20 protein-coding genes are annotated in these 20422 nt (G+C 37.2%); 12 read left to right on the top strand and 8 right to left on the bottom strand.

The window, feature by feature from the left end; all coding sequences use genetic code 11:
- Window positions 1–22: 22 nt before the first annotated feature.
- From oppB to VH441_RS07700, 3 genes are all read left to right on the top strand, one after another.
- Window positions 23–943, top strand: coding sequence for an oligopeptide ABC transporter permease OppB (gene oppB, locus VH441_RS07710; RefSeq protein ID WP_434353068.1), 921 nt, complete (start codon window positions 23–25; stop codon window positions 941–943).
- 12 nt (window positions 944–955) lie between these two features.
- A complete protein-coding gene (gene oppC / locus VH441_RS07705) occupies window positions 956–1876 on the top strand; it encodes an oligopeptide ABC transporter permease OppC (RefSeq protein ID WP_434353067.1) in 921 nt (306 codons plus the stop codon).
- 101 nt (window positions 1877–1977) lie between these two features.
- The gene (locus VH441_RS07700; protein ID WP_434353066.1) at window positions 1978–2439 is read left to right on the top strand and encodes a DUF2846 domain-containing protein; all 462 of its coding nucleotides are present in this window, start codon (window positions 1978–1980) and stop codon (window positions 2437–2439) included.
- A 65-nt stretch (window positions 2440–2504) separates the two neighbouring features.
- On the opposite strand, the gene VH441_RS07695 is transcribed toward VH441_RS07700, so the two are convergent.
- Both VH441_RS07695 and VH441_RS07690 read right to left on the bottom strand, forming a co-directional pair.
- On the bottom strand, window positions 2505–4133 hold the full coding sequence (locus VH441_RS07695) for an ABC transporter ATP-binding protein (RefSeq protein WP_434353065.1): 1629 nt from the start codon (window positions 4131–4133) through the stop codon (window positions 2505–2507).
- 185 nt (window positions 4134–4318) lie between these two features.
- Window positions 4319–5206 carry an alpha/beta fold hydrolase gene (locus tag VH441_RS07690; RefSeq protein WP_434353064.1) on the bottom strand — a complete coding sequence of 296 codons (888 nt, stop codon included), beginning with the start codon at window positions 5204–5206 and terminating at the stop codon, window positions 4319–4321.
- 152 nt (window positions 5207–5358) lie between these two features.
- Here VH441_RS07690 and VH441_RS07685 point away from each other — a divergent pair, with 152 nt between their 5' ends.
- Entirely contained in the window at window positions 5359–5883 is a 525-nt protein-coding gene (locus VH441_RS07685) for a flavodoxin domain-containing protein (RefSeq protein ID WP_434353063.1), read from the top strand.
- A 22-nt stretch (window positions 5884–5905) separates the two neighbouring features.
- On the opposite strand, the gene VH441_RS07680 is transcribed toward VH441_RS07685, so the two are convergent.
- On the bottom strand, window positions 5906–6289 hold the full coding sequence (locus tag VH441_RS07680) for an RrF2 family transcriptional regulator (RefSeq protein WP_434353062.1): 384 nt from the start codon (window positions 6287–6289) through the stop codon (window positions 5906–5908).
- A 224-nt stretch (window positions 6290–6513) separates the two neighbouring features.
- Here VH441_RS07680 and VH441_RS07675 point away from each other — a divergent pair, with 224 nt between their 5' ends.
- The 5 genes from VH441_RS07675 (at window position 6514) to VH441_RS07655 (ending at window position 11345) form a co-directional block, all read left to right on the top strand.
- Complete coding sequence (locus tag VH441_RS07675) at window positions 6514–6930, top strand: PAS domain-containing protein (RefSeq protein WP_434353061.1); 417 nt, start codon at window positions 6514–6516, stop codon at window positions 6928–6930.
- Between the two features lie 82 nt (window positions 6931–7012).
- Entirely contained in the window at window positions 7013–8566 is a 1554-nt protein-coding gene (locus VH441_RS07670; protein ID WP_434353060.1) for a diflavin oxidoreductase, read from the top strand.
- A gap of 89 nt (window positions 8567–8655) precedes the next feature.
- Window positions 8656–9483 carry a hypothetical protein gene (locus VH441_RS07665; protein WP_434353059.1) on the top strand — a complete coding sequence of 276 codons (828 nt, stop codon included), beginning with the start codon at window positions 8656–8658 and terminating at the stop codon, window positions 9481–9483.
- Between the two features lie 118 nt (window positions 9484–9601).
- Complete coding sequence (gene tehB, locus VH441_RS07660; protein ID WP_434353058.1) at window positions 9602–10546, top strand: SAM-dependent methyltransferase TehB; 945 nt, start codon at window positions 9602–9604, stop codon at window positions 10544–10546.
- The gene (locus VH441_RS07655; RefSeq protein WP_434353057.1) at window positions 10530–11345 is read left to right on the top strand and encodes a class I SAM-dependent methyltransferase; all 816 of its coding nucleotides are present in this window, start codon (window positions 10530–10532) and stop codon (window positions 11343–11345) included. The genes tehB and VH441_RS07655 overlap by 17 nt, the downstream gene beginning before the upstream one ends.
- Window positions 11346–11397: 52 nt before the next feature.
- Here VH441_RS07655 and VH441_RS07650 read toward each other — a convergent pair whose 3' ends face one another.
- Window positions 11398–12318: a lantibiotic ABC transporter permease gene (locus VH441_RS07650; protein WP_434353056.1), complete on the bottom strand. Its 921-nt coding sequence runs from the start codon at window positions 12316–12318 to the stop codon at window positions 11398–11400.
- Window positions 12319–12455: 137 nt separating this feature from the next.
- Between VH441_RS07650 and VH441_RS07645 the strand changes: the two genes are divergently transcribed.
- Window positions 12456–13367 (top strand): EamA family transporter, encoded by a 912-nt coding sequence (locus VH441_RS07645; protein ID WP_434353055.1) that lies wholly within the window; start codon window positions 12456–12458, stop codon window positions 13365–13367.
- 269 nt (window positions 13368–13636) lie between these two features.
- A complete protein-coding gene (locus VH441_RS07640) occupies window positions 13637–14266 on the top strand; it encodes a LuxR C-terminal-related transcriptional regulator (protein ID WP_434353054.1) in 630 nt (209 codons plus the stop codon).
- Window positions 14267–14296: 30 nt separating this feature from the next.
- On the opposite strand, the gene VH441_RS07635 is transcribed toward VH441_RS07640, so the two are convergent.
- On the bottom strand, window positions 14297–16144 hold the full coding sequence (locus VH441_RS07635; protein ID WP_434353053.1) for an ATP-binding protein: 1848 nt from the start codon (window positions 16142–16144) through the stop codon (window positions 14297–14299).
- 221 nt (window positions 16145–16365) lie between these two features.
- Here VH441_RS07635 and VH441_RS07630 point away from each other — a divergent pair, with 221 nt between their 5' ends.
- Window positions 16366–17361, top strand: coding sequence for a hypothetical protein (locus tag VH441_RS07630; protein ID WP_434353052.1), 996 nt, complete (start codon window positions 16366–16368; stop codon window positions 17359–17361).
- A 454-nt stretch (window positions 17362–17815) separates the two neighbouring features.
- On the opposite strand, the gene nqrF is transcribed toward VH441_RS07630, so the two are convergent.
- The 3 genes from nqrF to VH441_RS07615 are packed head-to-tail and all read right to left on the bottom strand — an operon-like array spanning window position 17816 to window position 20421.
- Window positions 17816–19084, bottom strand: a complete 1269-nt coding sequence (gene nqrF, locus VH441_RS07625) for an NADH:ubiquinone reductase (Na(+)-transporting) subunit F (protein ID WP_434354383.1) — start codon at window positions 19082–19084, stop codon at window positions 17816–17818.
- Window positions 19085–19141: 57 nt separating this feature from the next.
- Entirely contained in the window at window positions 19142–19750 is a 609-nt protein-coding gene (gene nqrE, locus VH441_RS07620) for an NADH:ubiquinone reductase (Na(+)-transporting) subunit E (RefSeq protein WP_434353051.1), read from the bottom strand.
- Window positions 19750–20421, bottom strand: coding sequence for an NADH:ubiquinone reductase (Na(+)-transporting) subunit D (locus tag VH441_RS07615; protein WP_434353050.1), 672 nt, complete (start codon window positions 20419–20421; stop codon window positions 19750–19752). The genes nqrE and VH441_RS07615 overlap by 1 nt, the downstream gene beginning before the upstream one ends.
- Window position 20422: the final 1 nt, after the last annotated feature.

The raw sequence follows: 20422 nt of genomic DNA, 5'->3' as shown, positions 1-20422 counted from the left end.
AAAAAAATTATGGATTAATTTTATGTTCAGACTCATTTTACGAAGGCTTTTGGAGTCCATCCCAACACTTTTTACTTTAATTACCGTCTCCTTTTTTATGATGCGTTTAGCACCCGGTAGCCCTTTTACTGGCGAGCGAAACCTCCCTCCTGCGGTAATGGCAAATATTGAAGCCAAATATCATTTAAACGACCCAATTTGGCTACAATATTTCAACTATTTAAAACAACTTGCCGTTGGTGACTTTGGTCCCTCTTTTAAATACAAAGACTTTAGTGTTAATGAGTTATTAGGACAATCTTTACCCATTTCTTTTGAAATTGGTTTTTATGCGTTTTTAGTTGCCTTATTACTTGGTGTGACTTTAGGCGTTATTGCCGCTTTAAAACAAAACTCGTGGATTGACTACCTTACGATGACATTTGCCATGACAGGAGTGGTCATACCAAGTTTTGTCAAAGCACCATTATTGGTTTTAATATTTGCCATTACCTTAAAATGGCTACCCGCCGGCGGTTGGAACGATGGCGCCGTACAAAATATTATTTTGCCTGTCACCGCACTTGCCTTTGCTTATGTGGCAAGTATTGCCCGTATTATGCGTGGGTCTATGATTGAGGTCATGAACAGCCAATATATCCGTACTGCACGTGCAAAGGGGCTGCCACTGATAGAAATCGTATTAAAACATGCGCTTCGCCCTGCCATGCTGCCCGTTATCTCTTATTTAGGCCCCGCTTTTGTGGGTATCATTACAGGCTCAATTGTTATTGAAACTATTTTTGGTTTACCTGGTATTGGGCAGTTATTTGTAAACGGCGCATTAAACCGAGATTACGGTATGGTGCTGAGTCTGACTATTCTCGTTGGCGTGTTAACCATTATATTTAATGCCATTGTGGATATTTTATATGCGGTCATCGACCCTAAAATTAAGTATTAAAGGGGAAGATAAATGACAACAAATACAACCCAACCAGACAACATGAACCAAATTGATAAGCTTGACCCGATTAAAATTGAGCTAAAAAGTCGTAGCCTATGGCAAGATGCCTGGTTACGGTTTGCACGCAACAAGGCAGCCGTTGCCAGTATGGTAATTTTAATACTTGTTAGCTTATTTGTATTATTTGTGCCCATGTTTTCAAACTTTAGCTATGCCGATGCAGACTGGAATTACATGCAGTCTGCCCCAGCTTTTGATAGTGGACACTACTTTGGAACAGACTCATTAGGACGTGACTTATTTGTGCGTACTGCCATTGGTGGGCGGATTTCTCTAATGGTTGGCATTGCTGGCGCATTGGTTGCTGTACTATTTGGCACACTATATGGTGCCGTTTCTGGCTATTTAGGTGGCAAAGTAGATATGGTGATGATGCGCGTGCTAGAAATTTTAAACGCGTTTCCGTTTATGTTTTTTGTTATTTTGCTGGTTACTTTTTTTGGTCGCAACCTAATTTTAATTTTTGTGGCAATTGGCATGGTGTCTTGGTTAGATGTGGCACGTATTGTGCGAGGGCAAACCTTGGGGCTAAAGCAAAAACAATTTATCGAAGCCGCTAAAGTTGGTGGTGTTTCTAACTGGAATATCGTCAAACGCCATATTGTGCCTAACGTATTAGGTGTGGTGGTGGTTTATGCCTCGTTACTTGTCCCTTCTATGATTTTGTTTGAATCATTTTTAAGCTTTTTGGGCTTGGGTGTACAAGAGCCAATGACCAGTTGGGGTGCGTTGCTACAAGAAGGTACCAAAACAATGGAAGTGGCGCCTTGGCAAATTATCATCCCATCCATCTTTTTGGTTATCACACTATTTTGTTTTAACTTTATTGGTGATGGCCTGCGGGATGCTTTAGATCCAAAAGATAGATAAGATATATTAGAAGATAACGATAAACATATGATAATATTTCTCAACTTCTACTATAAAAGAAGTGAGTGAATAAATAAAAATCAAAATTTTAAGGATACATTATGCGTTTAATTTTCTTATCTCTCATCGCTACTTCCACTTTATTATTTTCTGGTTGTGCTTCTGTCCCAAAAGAAGATGCAAAAACCAGTAATGCTCTTAAACAGTTTAAGGCACCAACTGCCAACAAAGCAGGACTATATGTATATAGAAAAGGTGGAATAGGACAAGCTTTAAAAAAAGACATATGGGTGGATGGAAAATGCCTTGGTGAGTCTGCACCAAATATCTTCTTTTATAAAGAAGTAGCAGGTAATGCTAAACATACAGTGTCTACCGAATCTGAATTTGGTAATAATGATTTAATAGTTCCTACAGTGGCAGGCACCAATTATTATATAAAACAATATATTAAGCCAGGGTTAATGGTAGGTGGTGCCAACCTAAAACTTATGCCTACTAAGCAAGGTCAAAAAGATGTCTCTAAATTAGATTTAGCAACTCAAGGCATCTGTAGTAAATAATATAAATATAAAAACCTCATGTTTTAATAAAGCATGAGGTTTTTTATGCCGATAATTTAACAAATTTACAAATCAAATGATGAGCTAATCAGTTTTTTGCAGTAATCGGTTTGTGGGTTATGGAAAATCTCCATCGCTGTGCCCCTTTCGACTACTTCACCATCCTTCATTACCAGCACATTATCAGACATGGCTCGCACAACCGATAAATCATGGCTAATAAACATATAAGATAGCCCATATTTTTTCTGTAGCTCACGCAATAGCTCTACCACAGTCACCTGAATTGAGCGGTCAAGTGCCGAGGTTGGCTCATCAAGCAAAATAAACTTAGGCTCTAAAATAAGCGCACGAGCAATGGCAATACGCTGACGCTGACCACCCGAGAACTCATGAGGATAACGGTTAATCACATTTGGGTCCATGCGCACTTCTTCTAGCATTTCTCGCACTTTATTAATGCGTTCACGCTTATTCATTTTTGGACGATGCACCTCCAAAAATTCGCCAACAATTTCTCCAATTGTTAACCGTGGTGATAACGACTCAAATGGATCCTGAAATACAATTGCCATATCAGACTTTAAATCAAAACGCTTATTGTCAGTCATGTTGACAATGTCAGTTCCTTCAAATTTTACACCGCCATCATAATTAAGCATTTGCATCACAGCTCGCCCAAGGGTCGATTTGCCAGAACCAGACTCACCCACAACGCCCAATGTTTCTCCTTCATGCAAATCAAAGGTGATGCCTTTAACCGCATCAAAAAACTTAATTGGTTTGCCTAACCAGTTGTGCTTAATAGGGTATTTAACTTCAATGTCGTCTGCTTCAATCAGTTTTTCTGCATTGTTGGGGTATGGGTCTTTTAGCCCTTCGGGCACCGAGTTAATCAACTGTTTGGTGTATTCATGTTGTGGATTATTAAACACCGCTTTAATTTCACCATGTTCCACAATTTTGCCATGTCTCATGACACAAACTTGGTCTGAATAATGCTCTGCTAACCCTAGGTCATGCGTAATAAAGATAATTGCCATCCCCATTTCTGCTTGCAAATCACGAATCAGCTCTAAAATCTCGGACTGAATTGTAACGTCGAGTGCTGTCGTTGGCTCATCAGCAATCAGCATTTCTGGCTCATTTAATAGAGCCATCGCAATCATGATACGTTGTAGCTGCCCACCAGAAAACTCGTGTGGATATTGATTAAGACGACGTTCAGGCTCCTTAATGCCTACTTTTTTTAACATCTCCACCGCTTTAGCTTTGGCCTGAGCATGGCTAATTTTTTGGTGGGTTGTTAATACCTCAGTTAACTGTTTATCAATACGTACATAAGGGTTTAATGAGGACATTGGCTCCTGAAAGATAAAACCAACACGAGCACCACGAATGGTGCGTAAAACACCTCTATCAGCACCTATGATTTCTTGCCCATCAAAAATAATAGAAGAGCCTTGCCCAAAGTGAGCAATCTTTGGTGGTAACAGACGCACAATTGACATAGCGGTAACCGACTTACCTGAACCAGACTCACCAACTAACGCCAGCGTCTCCCCTCGTTTTAACTCAAAAGAAACGCCCTTTACCGCCTGTACTTCTTCATTATTTGCAAGCGTAAAAGATACCTGTAAATCTTTGACTTGCACAAGAGGGGCATCTGTTGCCGTCGGTTTTTCAAAAGTCATATTGAGCTCTCATAAAATAAGTACAAATTTAGGCACGTTTTGGCAAAAACTTGGTGATAAATTGTTCATCAAAAAAATAATATACTATCCCAAAGTATACTGCAAATATAGTGACGAATGCGGTCAAAAAACTAAGGATACTAATACCTTGGCTAGGGTTTCGTTAAGCGTGTAAAGTAGATTTATTAGAGCTGAGTGTTTTGCTCACTAATGATTTTAGCAACAAGTTTGGGTGCTTCAATAGGCAACAAATGCCCATACTCTGGCAGTACGGTTATGGCATTTTTAGGAACAAATTTTTGCCAGCTTTTGCGTACCTTTTCATTAATAAACAAACTGGGCTTACCCTTAATAATATGGTAGGAAACATCTGTTTTATTTAACGTTTTTAAAGCGTCATTAATAAATGGGGTACCAAAATAACTGGCTAACTCTTGCTCTGGGCTAAATAGCAACTCAAACCCCTCACCACCATCACATCTTTTAGTCAGGCTATTTTTAGCATAAATATGCAATAAGTCGTCATTCACTCGTTTATAAGCCCTATGCCCTCGTAAATACTGATAATACGCTTTATGACTTTGCCAGTATTTTTGTTTTTTTAAGGTGCTTTTAAACGGCTCTTTTTTAAGCTTGATAAAATCTGGTATCAGGTTGTAAAGCAAAGTTTGTGATTTGGTAAACGTGACTGGTTCTACAAGATAAATGGCCGAAAACAAATCAGGTCGCATGGCAGCAGCAAGTGCGGTGGCGGTTGCCCCTTGTGAATGTCCAATACCAATAATAGGCGCATCATAAGTTTTTTCAATAAACGCAATCAACATCTTAGCATCATCAATGCGAGTCAGTTTTTTATTGGTTGGCTTGTCATACCAATAACCTCGCATTGCCAAACTGCTAATGTCAAAATCCTCTGCTAATTGCTTTAGTAACGGCTCATAAGCACCAACTGCAAACCCATTCCCACCATAAAAATGAGCCGATGGCTTGTGATTTGTTGTTGCTTTGGTTTGATAAAAACGTGCTTGCTGGTGGTTTATTTTTATAGCATTTTCTACTAAAAATGATGGCATGCAACTTCCTTATAATAATTTATTTGCTAAACAGTCTACAGGAGTTTTTATTTTATATATAATTGTTTCACTAAAAGTTATCAACTTTTACCTTTGCCATTTTTTGGTAAAAACAAAAATATTAGAAATAAATAAACATTGAGTGATAACCCATGCCAAAAATTTACATTGCCTACGGTTCTGAGTCTGGCAACGCACACACTTTAGCCCATGAGCTTAAACAAAAGCTAGCAGCATTTAAACCAAATTATGGCTGCTTAAATGAGCTGCTCATTGAAAACATGCAGCAGTGGGACAAAAACACCTTGTTGTTTGTTATTTCTAGTACCACTGGCGATGGCGAACCACCGCACAACGCCACTGTTTTTTATCAAAATCTGATACAAACTAGAATGCAACAGCGCATGAAACCCGATACACCAAAATTTGGCTTTCAGTATGCCGTTTTTGGGATTGGTGATGTCAATTATTTAAACTTTTGTGGATTTTCTAAGGTGGTTGATGGGCTACTTGATAAAGCAGGTGCAAATAGGATAGCAAACCGTGTAGATGCAGATGTTGATTATGAAGCGTTTTTTGAACAGTGGTCAGATGCTCTGCTTTCCTTTTTGTGTGATGAATCAAATGCAACAGACCTACTCTCAAACTTAACCTTGCAAGTAGACCCAAATCAATAACCTGTTTATTTCTTAATGGCTTTTAGCAAATATCTGCCAAACTTTTGTTGCCTAGCGAGTCAATAAACGCATCGCTAGCAATTGCAAGATGTACTTCTAACCCGCAACCACCACGCAACAAACAGTTTTCACAGTCGGCTGGTGTTAATGATGGTTCAAAGTCAATAATCACATCTTTGATTAAAATTTCTTCTTTTGTCCGACCAAGCTCAATGCCACCGTTTCGACCACGGTAAGTGTTGATATAACTTAATCTACTTAATTTATTAACAACTTTGGTAAGGTGATTAACGGGCATATCATAAGCATCGGCTATTTCTTGTACAAATATACGATTGTTTGTTTTTTGCTTAGCCAAATATAGCAAGGTTCTTAGTGCAAAATCAGTTTGTTTAGTCAGTTTCATATTCTCGCCTTATTACCCTTTTATTTTATTTCTTTTTATTTTCATTAACAAGCAGTTAGTTGCTTTCTGCAAAGAAAACAAAAACTTTTATTGCAAACCCATATTTAAAATGTATAATTAAACATACATTTTAAATGTATGTTTAAACACTAGATTAAGTTTTTACTTTTAAAACCATAGCAACTATTGCTTTGGACTCAACCCAAGCCCATAAGGAGCAAGTCATGGAAAATATCGACAACGAAGTACTAAAAGCAGTCAAAGACGCATTTGTGGTATCTAAAACCGATTTACAAGGCGTTATTACTTATGTAAATGACTTATTTTGTACATTAACTGGATTTACTCGTGAAGAGTTGGTTGGTCAACCTCACAATATCGTCCGTCACCCTGCTATTGCAAAAGAAGTCTATAAAGATATGTGGGACACCATCCAAGCAGGTGAGATTTGGACAGGGGTTGTACCCAACTGTGGCAAAGGCGGTGTTTTATATGTAGTTGATACGACAGTTCAGCCAATAAAAAATGAAGCGGGTGAAATTGTTGAATACATCAGTGTTCGCCGTGTTATTAATGACTTAATGGGCGACTATGACAGTATTGAATTTGCCAAAGAGCAGTTTGATGAATATTACGACTAAACTTTAATTATTATGTATCTCAGGGTCTGCTAACTTAGCAGCCCCTACCCTCGTTTTATAACGCTTCACAGGCAAACGACTCATGTCTCATTCTATTCATATCGCTTACGGCTCAGAATCAGGCAATGCAAAAAACATTGCACTGCAATTAAAAGACAAGCTGTTAGCTTACCAACCTGTTTTATCTCCATTAAACGATATAGTTATCACAGAGCTAACCTCACAAGATATCTTGCTCATTATCAGCAGTAGTTTTGGTGATGGCGAACCCCCTGGTAATGCCAGTAAATTTTTTGACACCATTTATGACTATGACGGTCAAATTGATTGTCAATTTGCAATTTTTGGTCTAGGGGATGTCTCCTACCCCAAATTTTGCGGATTTACCATTGATATTGATGAAAAGTTACAGCAGCTTAAAGCAACCTCTATTGGTAAGCGTGTTGATGCTGATACTTGCTATCAAGATTTTTTTGAGCAATGGTCAAATGCCCTCACTTTGTATTTTGAGGGCGATAGCAGCGCACTGAAACAGCTTGACTTACAGGTTAAAGCCTACAATGAACAACAAAACTATATTGCCCCTATTGAAACGGTAAAACGTATTAACCAAAGCGAGTTCCCTGTTTATGATATTCATATAAATATTGCAGGCAGTGGTATGAACTATCAAGCAGGCGATTTATTATATTTAATGCCACCTGCTAATAAAAATAGCATTACTCGTATTAACACCTTTTATAAAGACCTAAGCGATACGCAAAAATTATTATTAAGTGAAAAAGAACTTCGGCAACTAAACAAACCCTTAATACGTGCCGTTGCCAAACATACAAAAAACAAAGCGCTAAAAGCCTTAACCAAAATGAGTGCTGCCAAAACATTAGCAGATTACAGCTATGGGCGTGATGTTGCCGATTTGCTAACTGACTATTGCACACCTGAAAATATGCCTTTTGAGGCACTACTCGATATCTTGTCTACCCAATTGCCCAGAGCATACTCCATCGCCTCGTGCGGCAAACAATCTCCCAATAGGGTTCGTTTGTGTGTGCGAGAAGTTCAGTATCAACGTGAAGGCTATGACTATTTTGGTAGTGGCAGTTATTTTTTGTGTCATGCACTGGATAATACACAGTCAGAAGTAACCGCTAAAGTTTATGTACGTTCTAATGCACATTTTCATTTACCAAACAAAAGTTCTACCCCTATTATTATGATTGGTGCTGGCACTGGTATTGCGCCTTATTTAGGTTTTTTAGCACAAAAAAGATTGGGCGAAACTCACCTGTTTTTTGGTGAACGCCATCATGATAAAGACTTTTTGTATCAAACAGAACTGAAAAAATGTGTTGAAGATGGACGATTAACTGCGCTTTATACCGCCTTCTCTCGTGATCAGGTAGAAAAAATCTACGTACAAGATACTTTACTGCAACAAGGAGCGGTTGTTTGGAGGTTACTTGAAAATAAGGCAGAAATATATGTTTGTGGCAGTAAAACAAACTTAAGCAAACCCATTGATAATGCGCTGATGATGATTGCTAAAAAGCATGGTGATTTAAATGATGATGAAGCGAAAACGTTTATAGAGGATTTAGTGAAAGAGCAACGTTATCATCAAGATTTATACTAAAGTTTAAACATAAAGAAGGCGTTATACATGTTTTAACTGTCGAGCTATCCAGTTAAAGTATATTAATAAAAAATTATGAGGAAAAATTAATGAAGAAGTTATTACTATTGGCCGCCTCAGTGAGTACTTATTATTTTTTTAAGACCAAAAAAATCAAAAAACAAACCAAACAGTCGGTCGTAAAATCTACCAATACCTTTCACATAAAAAATGATAACTTTGATTTAACCGGTGAATACATTTGGACGTTTTATTTAGGTCCAATCAAGCAAACCTCTATTCATGTTTTTGCTAACGACTTTATTGATTATCGCATGCGTGGTAAAGCGCATAGCACAAACTACCGTATGCATAAAGTATCTTATGATAGTACGAAAAAAAAATGGATTGGTAAGGCAGATGATGATGTTGTTTATGTATTGTTTTTTAAAGTAACGCAAAATGCAAACAAACAGATAACCATTTATAAACATAAATGTGCTAGCAAAGGTGATGAAGGCATCAAAGAAGCGTTAGACTTTGCCTACCCAGACGATAATGCAACCGCTGACCACGGTTGGAATATCTATAGCAAAAAAGACACAACCGAACCTCAAGATATTCTACCTTTAGCAGGAAACTTTGTTAGCAAACAAAACCAAGGCACAGAAGCTACACAAAACATTACTATTAGTGACAGTCACATTATTTTATCGGATAAAACTTATCAAAAACTAACCCACCACTTTGGTGAGAGACGCTGGGTAGGACAATTTAAAGATGACTATCTGGTTATGTTTTATGAAGACATAGCAGATAAAACAGATGAAACAAATAAAAACGTATCTTTATCTTTAAAACATTATACAGATATGGAAAAAGCTTATAAAAGCAAACATGATGAACAAACCTATATTGAATTTGAGCTTGTAAATTAAAATATAGGATGGCTCATTTAACAGTCACCCTAGTTGCTGCGCTTAATTTTGATACTGTTTTTTAATATGACAGATACAAAATATGTGCAACGATAAACTCAACAATAGGCAAAAGAGCATGCATGATTTAATTTGCTACAAAACCATGCCAGAATGGGATATAAATAGCTTACCTACCGCATTCCGCAAAAAACACAACACCAAAGTTGGGACTTGGGCAAAATTAACCATTTTTTCAGGTAAGCTTAAGTATTATGCGATGGATGAAGCGGGCAAAATTACGGATATTTTTATTTTTGATAAAAAAAGTAACATCCCTTTTGTTAAGCCACAGGCATGGCATAAGGTTGAACCCTTAACAGATGACTTACGTTGTCAGTTAGCTTTTTATTGCCAGCCTGATAGCTTTTATCAAGAAAAATACAATCTTTCGACCACCCATTCTGAAGTCATTGAAACTTTACAGATTATGCAGTCTGAAAACAACCCCAACACATCATTTTCAGGTTTATCTGCCCTTGATTTGGGCTGTGGTGGCGGACGTAATGCGCTTTATCTTCAACAAAATGGCTTTAATGTCACTGCATTTGATAAAAACGAAAATGCCATTAACAAGCTAAATCACATTATTGAACAAGAAGACTTAGCCGATATTCAAGCACATATTGCCAACCTGCATAATACTGGCGAGAGAAATGAATTACAGCTTAAAAAATATAATCTTGTAGTTGCCACGGTTGTTTTGATGTTTATTGACGAAGACAAAATAGCAGAAGTAATTGCCGCCATGCAAAGTCATACTCAGGCGGGTGGCTACAATGTCATCGTTTGTGCCATGGATACCAACGACTATCCTTTATCCAATTACCAAGGTTTATTGCCCTTTAAGTTTGGTTTAAAAAGTAATGAACTGTCGACTTATTATCAGCATTGGCACATCAAAAAATATAATGAGAATGTTGGATATTTACATCGTTTAGATGCAAATGGTAATCCGATTGCATTGCGCTTTGCGACTATTATTGCAAAAAATCTAGGAGCAGGTGATGACAACAAACAGTAAAGTTAACAAAAAATCAAATCACGCCCAAGGGCATTGGTTACTTGCTAAAATGGGTAAAAAAGTACTACGCCCTGGTGGTAAAGATCTAACAAAAAAAATGCTTAGTAACCTTTCAATCAGCAGCAATGATCATGTGGTTGAATTTGCCCCTGGGCTTGGCTTAACCGCAAAAATGACCCTGGATAAAAAGCCAAGCAGCTATACAGGGGTTGAGTTAAATCCAGAGGCGAGTAAAATTGCCTTGCAAAATATTAAACAAAGTAGCAACTTTACTAATCACTGCAATATTATTACTGCCAATGCCTCTAACACCGCTTTGGCCAATGCCACTTATGACAAAGTTTATGGCGAGGCAATGTTAACCATGCAATCCGACCAGCAAAAAATAGCAATTATTAAAGAAGCCCATCGAATATTAAAAGTTGGTGGGCTATATGGTATTCATGAATTAGGCTTACAGCCAAAGGATATTTCAGATAAGCTAAAGCAGCAAATTCAAAAAGACCTTTCTAAAGTCATTAAGGTGAATGCCCGACCGCTGACAGTTACTGAATGGTCAAAATTGGCTGAGCAACAAGGTTTTACAACAAAAGCAACGGCAACTAATACAATGGCATTATTAGAACCCAAACGATTAATAGCAGATGAAGGTCTGTTTGGTACATTAAAAATAGGGTTTAATATATTAACTCACGCTAAGGAACGTCAACGAATACTTGCCATGCGTAAAGTATTTCGTAAACATCGTCATCATTTAAATGCAGTCAGCCTCGTGTTTGAAAAAGCACCACCAGCATAAAAGTTAGCAACAAAAACAGCCTTGCATAAAGCTTTTTAGATACCGTAAACCATTACGACTTATTTTGATTATTTAATAACTTTTTAGCAAAAAATGGCGTAAAAAACATAGGCAGTTGTAACGCACCAATAAGTGGTAAAAACAAGGTGCCTAAAAATGGCATGGCAATAGTATAAGTCAATAATACATTACGACCACTGCTCACCGTTGCTGCAATCACTGCCATTTGTTTGCCTTGATGGCGGTGTAATAAATAGGTTAATGCAAAAATAAACATCACTAACAATAGTGCCATTAATAACAACTGTATTGCCTGTGTAGGGCTATTATCAAAGGTTTGTCTAAATCCTCCCATTAACCCTAACGGGAAAGCCAGCACCAATAGCACATTAAACTGAGCAATTTTTGGATAATATTTACGTAATAAATAATCCGGTAACAGCTTTTTTACAACAATAGATAACAACATTGGCGTAATAATATAAATTAGCAGCCGTTTACCATATTCGGCAATATCTAAATACGCACCTTCTTCTGCCAATACAGTTAACACAATAAATAACGTTAACGGCATAATTAACGTGGCAGCAATCGTTTTTGCCATTGCCAATAAGGCATCAAACCCCATGGCATTAACAATCGCACCACTACCAAATAGCGGCGCTGTTGCCCCAACCGCTGCTAGGGCTAATAATAAATTAGACTCTATGCCAAAAACATAGCCCAGCCCTATTACAATGGTCGTAATTAAAATATTTTGTAAAAATGCAAATCGCCAAACTGCTTTTTTGCTAAGCGTCGCCAATAAGCTTGACTGAGCGATGCCCAGCAAAGTAAAGAACATTAAAAAAAACAATATTTGCGGTAACCAAGGTAATATTGCGTTAGATATATTGGGGAAGAGCAAACCAATAATACTCGCGACAGGCATTAAAATGGTGCTGTGCTTACTAACTAATTTTAGAATGTGCATATATCAAGTGCTTAATATCAGGTCATGTAAAAAAGAAATATTAATTTAAGTTATGGGTAAAATCAAATATATTAACTTTTTTTATAATTTTGCCCGTAGTACCATAAATAGACCAATCACAACGCTGGATTAACACAATGAGCCTTTTATGGATACCATTTACTATTATGGCAGCTTTTATGCAGTCATGGAGGAATGCACTGCAAAAAGAGCTACGCCACTCTGTTAATACCACGGGTGTCACTCTGGCCCGCTTTATTGTTGCTTTGCCGCTCGCGGTCATTTACTTGTGGTGCCTATATCAGTATTATCCCTCTGCTAGTATACCCAAGTTCTCAACAAAATTTTTTAGTTATATCTTTATTGCTGCCATTACCCAAATTATGGCAACTATCTTTATGGTTATGCTATTTAAAACCCGTAACTATGCCATTGGCGTTGGGCTTGCAAAAAGTGAAGCCGTAATTGCAGCAACATTAGGGGCAATATTTTTTGCTGCACCTTTATCTTCAACCGCATTACTGGGGGTTATCATTGGTGGTATTGCTGTTTGGTTAATGAGCCTTAGCCATAATCCCCAATCCAAAAATGACAGCCAACTCTCTATAAAAACAATTGCTATTGGATTAGCCAGTGGTCTGTTTTTTGCCCTGTGTTCTTTATTTATTCGTGAGTCATCCCTCATCTTGCGTCATGACTTTGGACAAAACTTTGTCATCAGTGCCAGTTGGACGTTATTTTTTGTTTTATTTATACAAACCCTGTTATTAACAACTTATTTAGCCATTACTGATGCTCATACACTTAAAATGTTATATAAAAGAAAAAAACTAACCGCTTTAGTTAGCCTATTTAGTTTCTTGGGTTCTGTTGGTTGGTTTACCGCTATGAGCCTGCAAAGTGTGGCTTTGGTGAAAACATTAGGGCAAATTGAGGTACTCTTTACACTTGCCATCTCGGTATGGTGGTTTAAAGAAAACCTTGGTAGAAATGATTATCTAGGGCTAATGCTGATTGTAATTGGGGCAGTTTTGGTCATATTGGCTTAAAAGTTTGAACCACTAAGCCTATCTTATCAAAAAATTCTTGAGTATCTTTTGCTTAAATAACCACTATTAAATAACGGCCGTATTATTTTAAGGGATAATTATACAAGCTATTCACGCATGTGATAGGATAAAAGAGATTAAGATTAATTAATTATCTCCAGTATTATTAATAACTTGCTATACCACTTTAAATTTCTTTAACTAACACTTAAACGCTGCAAATTGATTTTAGCGTTACATTAACCATAACAACCAAAAGTATCTTTGCAATGTGTCACTCTCTTATCACGCTTATTGTTGCAGACGACCATCAAATATTTTTAGATGGGCTAAGCGTGTTGTTTGATAAACTACCATGGACAGAGCTGCAAGGCAGTGCCAATAATGGTTCAGATACTTTGTCATTAATAAAAACCTTCCAACCTGATGTTGCATTAGTAGATTTATCAATGCCAGGCACGTCTATTGATGAGCTCATTCTATTTATTGAAGATAATCAGATGGATACCAAGGTCATTGCTTTAACCATGCTCAATGATGCCTATCGAGCAAACCAACTATTACAACTGGGATTAAATGGTTATGTTGTAAAAGACAATGCCTTTGAAGATTTGCTAGAAGCCATTCAAGAGGTAAACTCTGGCGGTCAGTTTATTTCTCCGTTCTTAATAGAAACCGTTAGCGAGTTACAAAATCATTCCACAGATATTAAGCTTACTAACCGTGAACGGGAAATCCTTAAATGTATTATTAATGGCGACTTAAATAAGCAAATTGCCCATCAACTGGGCATCACTGAAAGAACGGTATGTTTTCATCTAGCCAACTGTTTTGTAAAGCTTGGTGTATCAAACCGTACGCAAGCCGTAACCTTTGCCATAAAAAATCAGATCATATAATTATACAATGTCTCAACGAGTCAGTTGTCCTTAGTGACTCGTTGAGGATATCGGTAACCATATTTTAACTTTACAACCTTGATTTAACTGCGACGTAATAAAAAGATGCCCATCCAAAATCGCGACTCTTTCTTTTAAGCTAATCAATCCAAATCCTCTGCCAGCAATGTGCGAATCATTAACATTAACACTAAAACCAACGCCATCATCTACTACCGTAAAAAATAGTCTCTGCTTTTTCATATACAATTTAACTTGTATATGCTTGGCCTGCCCATGCTTTATTGCATTATTAACGGTTTCTTGAAAAATTCTAAAAAGATGTTTTTTATTCTCAAAATCTAATTCAATATCTTCTGCCTGCAATGAGATATCGACATTATAAAGCTTAGCAATCCGCTGCGACTCGACTTTTAATGCGGTTGCAAAGCCATGTTCTTCAAGTACAAACGGATGTAACCCTTGCATTAATTCACGTACAGCACCCATGGTAGCATCTACTTCATCTTTAATGTAGTTTATAGACGCTTGCTTATTGTCACCAGACAGCAACAGCATTCGTAACTTTATCGCTGATAAACGTTGCCCTAAGTCATCATGCAAGTCTCTGGCAATGTTTTGTTTATGTTGCTCAATGGTCGAAAGTAAATGTTGTGATAAACGCTTATAATCATAGCTCATTTGATTGATGCGCTGAAAATAAGAAAACAAAAAAGCATAGCGCATAATCAGTGAACCAATCACAACATTTCTATGCGTAAAAAGGTCAGTTGGTAACCATTGTGTACGAATTGAAAAAATAAAAATAACCATACCAAAAAGCTGTGCCCTTGCGCCTATCATTTTATTTTTTACACCAATGACGGCCGATAACAAACTGTAGAGTAATAAAAAAGCATGGAATATACACCAACTAATCCATAAGACATGTTTTTGCCCCTCAGAAAAAATAGGCAAAAACATAGAAAGAGAGCAAAAAAGCACTAAGCAAAAAATGACGGTAACCTGTTTTTTGGGAATGTTTTGATACATTGACCAAAAATACATGGCAACCACGAGTGGTGTCAGAAATATCGACAACATCAACAGATAACCACTATAAGGAATCGAAATTTTTAATACATTGGTAATATCCAACAAAAAAATACTACCCAACAACACCACGCTATCAACAAACAACCACCCAAACTCTCTAAAATTATGAATAGAACGTCTAAATAAAAATATAATGATAAACATGTTAACCAAACTCAACAGAATCAAACATGTATCAAAAATTACATCTTGCAGCACTGTTTTTTGGTAATACGCATCGACATCTGCTTTGTTAGCAAAAAATATGCTTTTGGCATTAAGCCCCACACTGCCTGGCTGCATCGCTCCCCAAGAGTTCGCAAAGCCGAGACTCACTTTTATCGCTAATAGGTTATTTTCATTTTTTAGTAGATTGCGTGGGACAGGGTATTTTCTGGGCATGTTTTTGGGATTATTACCAATTAACTCCCAAGGTTTCTCAATTTTTCCAACCCCGCCTATTTTTTTACCATTTATCCAAGTTTCATCAGCATGGCGGATTCTACTAATAAATAGTGACACCTGATCATTTATTTCATCATCTGTATTATGAACATCATCGATATCAAAATTAATGAGATACCAGCCATAAATTCCATTTTTGGGATTCGTTCTTAACACCTTACTCGCATCAACAGGCTGCCATTTGCTTTCTTTAACATCAGAGTAATGCAAGTTAGCGTCATTGGTTTGATAAAACTGCCAATATTTTGGCAATACCTTACTTGTACCACCTGCCCAACTAAATGAGCAAGTAATTAATACCATAAACATTAAGCATATATAAACAAGTAGTCTTTTCATCCCTTCATGCTACCTAATTTTTGTCAGATATAGATTTTAGTGTACATTATTTTTTAGATTTAAATCTAACTAGTATTATCATGTTTGAATGAGCAGACCTACCTGTAGATATCTACAGTTACCTGAAAATGTGATTGAAATTATTATTAAATTCTAGTGGTATCGAAATGAAGGACTTAACTTAACGAACAATTAAACAACACTTTACAAGGAATACTGCCATGAAAAAACTAGCAATAAAAACAGTCATTTTAGTTTCTGCATTTTCTTCAGCTGCTGTGTTTGCTCAAACAACCACACAGACCATATCGAAAAATGCCAGTAGCACTACCCAACCATTACAAGCTGATTTTCCACAGCAAACATGGAACTACCCTTCGCAAGTTAACGGTCGATGGATTGCTGGATATAACAACTCTCAAATGGACCGTATGTTTTTAGAAACCATGCGTTTTAAAGTAAAAAAGGGTTGTTCTGTCACTGGTGCTAAATTTAATGTCAGAATAAAACCTAATGGAAGAAATATACCAACAAACGATAGTTTTGGTATCGCACAAAATGGTCAAAGCATATACTCTGTGAGACCTTGGTCATCTAGCAATTCAATGAACCAAAGCAAAAACCTTAGCTACAATTTAGCCAGCTTACCTAATGGCAGGAACCTGCTTAATAGTTTAACAAGCAATCAACGCTTTAGTTTTTATGTTCAGGATGATACTAAAGTTCAATCAGCCTTGCTCAAGTTACAAATAACTTGTGAATCGGATAAAAAAGGCATGACATGGCGTAAGCATGGTGTAGATGGTATTACTGGCGTGGTACATGTCGGCTGTGGTTACAGTAATGGCGCAAATGAATGTAACCCATACAAAGGCGATACCATGTGTAAAACCAAATTACCAATCTTGTGCAGAAAAAAACTCGCTTTAGATAAACCTGCCTCAGTGTCTACACCTAATCAGTATAACCAATGGGCAAAACAAGTGGTTGCAACCACTCGACCAATTGCACCAGCAACTGCCGGTTTAGATAAACTTTATAAGGCTAACCAAGTTTGTGAAAAAGAATTTGGTAAAGGCTGGGAAGTTGCAGAGTTTCATAATGGTCGACACTGGAACTTTAAATCATTTGGTAATATCGGCTCACAAGTCAATAACAAACGCTTTTGGGTCAATATCAATGACCAACCAAATGGTAACTGTTGGTCACAGCAATAAGATCCACTAATGCACACAAATACTAAGATAAATACATCCCATTGATGTATTTATCTTTTTTATGCTCCCTAAAAAACCTATTAGCCATAAAGCACCATTAACTCATAAAATAATTTTTATTCACTTTTCTTCTTTTGCTTTCTTCTGGTACTGACATTACTTTTTTTATTGTAGGTTGTAGCTAGTATATATACTTTTCAAATACTAAAAAAACACTTACTTAGATGATTCAGCTAAAAATAGACGGTTATATAAATACTTAAAACTCAAGAATTGTTTTATTTGCTATATCTTCAAGCTGTTTTTCTTAGTTAGGTTTGTATTAAATACAAAACATCTGGTGTTATCAGAAAGTTGGCTAATTAACATAAGATGCATATTGCCAATACAACACTGTATCTCATAAAAAAAGAGCCTTAACAAAGGCTCTTTTTTTTAAAACTAATAATGTATTTTAACCACCAAAGTCATCAAGTAAGATGTTTTCATCTTCTACACCCAATGAATGTAGCATATCGATAACCGCAGCGTTCATCATCGGAGGTCCACACATGTAAAACTCACAGTCTTCTGGTGCTGGATGGTTTGCTAAGTACTCTTCTAATAAGACATTGTGAATAAAGCCAACAAATCCGTCGCCTTCTTCATCATTAATGTCTTTTTTGACTTTCCAGTTGTCTTCTTCTTGTGGATCAGACAGCGCAACGTGCCATTCAAAGTTATCAAACTCTTCAGCCAAGCCATCATAGTCTTCAACATAGAACATTTCACGAACTGAACGAGCACCATACCAGAAACTAATTTTACGATCAGAATTAAGACGTTTCAATTGGTCAAAGATATGAGAGCGCATTGGTGCCATACCTGCACCACCACCAATAAATACCATCTCAGCTTTAGTCTCTTTAGCAAAGAACTCACCATAAGGACCAGATACGGTAATCTTGTCACCTGGTTTAAGGTTAAAGACATAAGAAGACATTTTACCTGGTGGAATACCTTCAGGACCACGAGGTGGGGGACTAGCGATACGAATATTAAATTTGATGATGCCTTTTTCTTCTGGATAGTTAGCCATAGAATAAGCACGGATAACTGGCTCATCAACTTTAGATACGTAACGGAACATATTAAACTGTTCCCAGTCACCACGGTACTCTTCACCAATATCGAAGTCTTTATAGTTAACTTCGTAAGCAGGGGCTTCTAACTGTACATAACCACCAGCACGGAAATCAACTGATTCGCCTTCAGGGATACGTAGTACCAATTCTTTAATAAAGGTTGCAACGTTGTCATTAGATTCAACGGTACATTCCCATTTTTTCACATCAAAGAATTCTGGATCAATTTCGATTTTCATGTCTTGCTTAACAGCAACCTGACATGCCAAACGCATGTGATCACGGATTTCACCTTGAGTGAAGTGACCTTCTTCAGTTGGTAAAATAGAGCCACCACCTTCGATGACCTTACACTTACACTGAGCACAAGTACCACCACCGCCACAAGCAGACGATAAGAAGATACCTTCACCAGCAAGTGTTTGAAGCAATTTACCACCAGCTGGGGTAGTAACATTGTTTTCAGGATTATCATTGATATTAATTGTGACATCACCTGTACTGACTAGTCTTGAGCGTGCTACCAAAATAATGGCAACCAAACCCATGATAATCAGGGTAAACATGGCGACACCACCTATTGCAGTACCAAACATGATTTTTTTCCTTATATTTGGTTAGAGGCTTAAGTAAATTTAACGTTAAGCCCCAAATGGTTAAATCGACATGCCACCAAAGGACATAAAGCCCAGTGACATCAAGCCAACAGTAATAAATGTGATACCCAAGCCACGCAATGGACCAGGGATATCTGAATACTTTAGTTTTTCACGGATAGCTGCTAGCAATGCAATTGCCATTGCCCAACCAAAACCAGAACCAATACCATAGGTTAATGACTCAGTAAAGTTGTAGTCACGCTCTACCATAAACAATACACCACCCATGATGGCACAGTTTACTGTAATAAGTGGTAAGAATACGCCCAAAGCGTTATACAAAGCTGGTACAAACTTATCCAAAAACATTTCTAGGATTTGTACGGTAGCCGCAATTAAAGCAATGTAACTTAAAAAGCCTAAAAAGCTCAAGTCAACATCAGAAAAACCTGCCCAAGCCAACGCACCATCTTTTAATAGATACTGATACAGTAAATTGTTTAATGGTACCGTAATTGCCATAACAACAATTACTGCAATGCCCAAGCCAATTGCGGTAGATACTTTTTTAGATACCGCAAGGAATGTACACATACCTAAGAAGTAGGCAAGTGCCATGTTTTCAATGAAGACTGAGGTAATAAATAAACTGATATAGTGTCCCATTAGTGACCTCCTCCATGTGTCATGCCTTTAGATTGAGGTTTCATGACAAATTCTGCATCTTCAACTTGGTCTTTCTTCACTGTGCGGACAATCGCAATAAACAGCGCAATAATAAAGAATGCAGATGGTGGCAACAATAGCAAACCATTAGGCACATACCAACCACCATCATTTACTGATTGCAGTAATGGCAATCCAAACCATGAGCCAGCACCAAATAGTTCACGAATACTCGCAACAAATAATAATACAGCCGAATAACCTAAACCGTTACCAATACCATCTAAAAAGCTTGGTACAGGTGGGTTGCTCATTGCAAAGGCTTCAGCACGACCCATAACGATACAGTTAGTAATAATTAGACCAACAAAAACCGATAAAGACTTACTTACATCATAAGCAACCGCTTTTAATATTTGGTCAACAATAATTACCAAAGAAGCAATAATCACCATTTGCACAATAATACGAATGCTTGATGGGATTTTGTTACGGATAATTGAGATAAAAAAGCTTGAAAACGCAGTTACTAGCGTTAAAGCAATACACATTACCAACGCATTTTTAACGCTGGTGGTTACCGCCAAGGCAGAACAGATACCCAAAATTTGCAACGCAATTGGGTTGTTGTCAAAAATTGGCGTGGTTAAGATTTTTTTAGAATCTGCCATC

Source organism: Psychrobacter sp. HD31 (genome assembly GCF_051097895.1).
GTDB lineage: Bacteria > Pseudomonadota > Gammaproteobacteria > Pseudomonadales > Moraxellaceae > Psychrobacter.
Note: the sequence above shows the minus strand (reverse complement) of the source record. Positions and strands in the feature narration are given on the sequence as shown.

Excerpts from the sequence above, each read along its gene's own strand:
- oppB (WP_434353068.1), top strand. The coding sequence starts at position 23 with ATGTTCAGACTCATTTTACGAAGGCTTTTGGAGTCCATCCCAACACTT.
- oppC (WP_434353067.1), top strand. The coding sequence starts at position 956 with ATGACAACAAATACAACCCAACCAGACAACATGAACCAAATTGATAAG.
- VH441_RS07700 (WP_434353066.1), top strand. The coding sequence starts at position 1,978 with ATGCGTTTAATTTTCTTATCTCTCATCGCTACTTCCACTTTATTATTT.
- VH441_RS07695 (WP_434353065.1), bottom strand. The coding sequence starts at position 4,133 with ATGACTTTTGAAAAACCGACGGCAACAGATGCCCCTCTTGTGCAAGTC.
- VH441_RS07690 (WP_434353064.1), bottom strand. The coding sequence starts at position 5,206 with ATGCCATCATTTTTAGTAGAAAATGCTATAAAAATAAACCACCAGCAA.
- VH441_RS07685 (WP_434353063.1), top strand. The coding sequence starts at position 5,359 with ATGCCAAAAATTTACATTGCCTACGGTTCTGAGTCTGGCAACGCACAC.
- VH441_RS07680 (WP_434353062.1), bottom strand. The coding sequence starts at position 6,289 with ATGAAACTGACTAAACAAACTGATTTTGCACTAAGAACCTTGCTATAT.
- VH441_RS07675 (WP_434353061.1), top strand. The coding sequence starts at position 6,514 with ATGGAAAATATCGACAACGAAGTACTAAAAGCAGTCAAAGACGCATTT.
- VH441_RS07670 (WP_434353060.1), top strand. The coding sequence starts at position 7,013 with ATGTCTCATTCTATTCATATCGCTTACGGCTCAGAATCAGGCAATGCA.
- VH441_RS07665 (WP_434353059.1), top strand. The coding sequence starts at position 8,656 with ATGAAGAAGTTATTACTATTGGCCGCCTCAGTGAGTACTTATTATTTT.
- tehB (WP_434353058.1), top strand. The coding sequence starts at position 9,602 with ATGCATGATTTAATTTGCTACAAAACCATGCCAGAATGGGATATAAAT.
- VH441_RS07655 (WP_434353057.1), top strand. The coding sequence starts at position 10,530 with ATGACAACAAACAGTAAAGTTAACAAAAAATCAAATCACGCCCAAGGG.
- VH441_RS07650 (WP_434353056.1), bottom strand. The coding sequence starts at position 12,318 with ATGCACATTCTAAAATTAGTTAGTAAGCACAGCACCATTTTAATGCCT.
- VH441_RS07645 (WP_434353055.1), top strand. The coding sequence starts at position 12,456 with ATGAGCCTTTTATGGATACCATTTACTATTATGGCAGCTTTTATGCAG.
- VH441_RS07640 (WP_434353054.1), top strand. The coding sequence starts at position 13,637 with ATGTGTCACTCTCTTATCACGCTTATTGTTGCAGACGACCATCAAATA.
- VH441_RS07635 (WP_434353053.1), bottom strand. The coding sequence starts at position 16,144 with ATGAAAAGACTACTTGTTTATATATGCTTAATGTTTATGGTATTAATT.
- VH441_RS07630 (WP_434353052.1), top strand. The coding sequence starts at position 16,366 with ATGAAAAAACTAGCAATAAAAACAGTCATTTTAGTTTCTGCATTTTCT.
- nqrE (WP_434353051.1), bottom strand. The coding sequence starts at position 19,750 with ATGGGACACTATATCAGTTTATTTATTACCTCAGTCTTCATTGAAAAC.
- VH441_RS07615 (WP_434353050.1), bottom strand. The coding sequence starts at position 20,421 with ATGGCAGATTCTAAAAAAATCTTAACCACGCCAATTTTTGACAACAAC.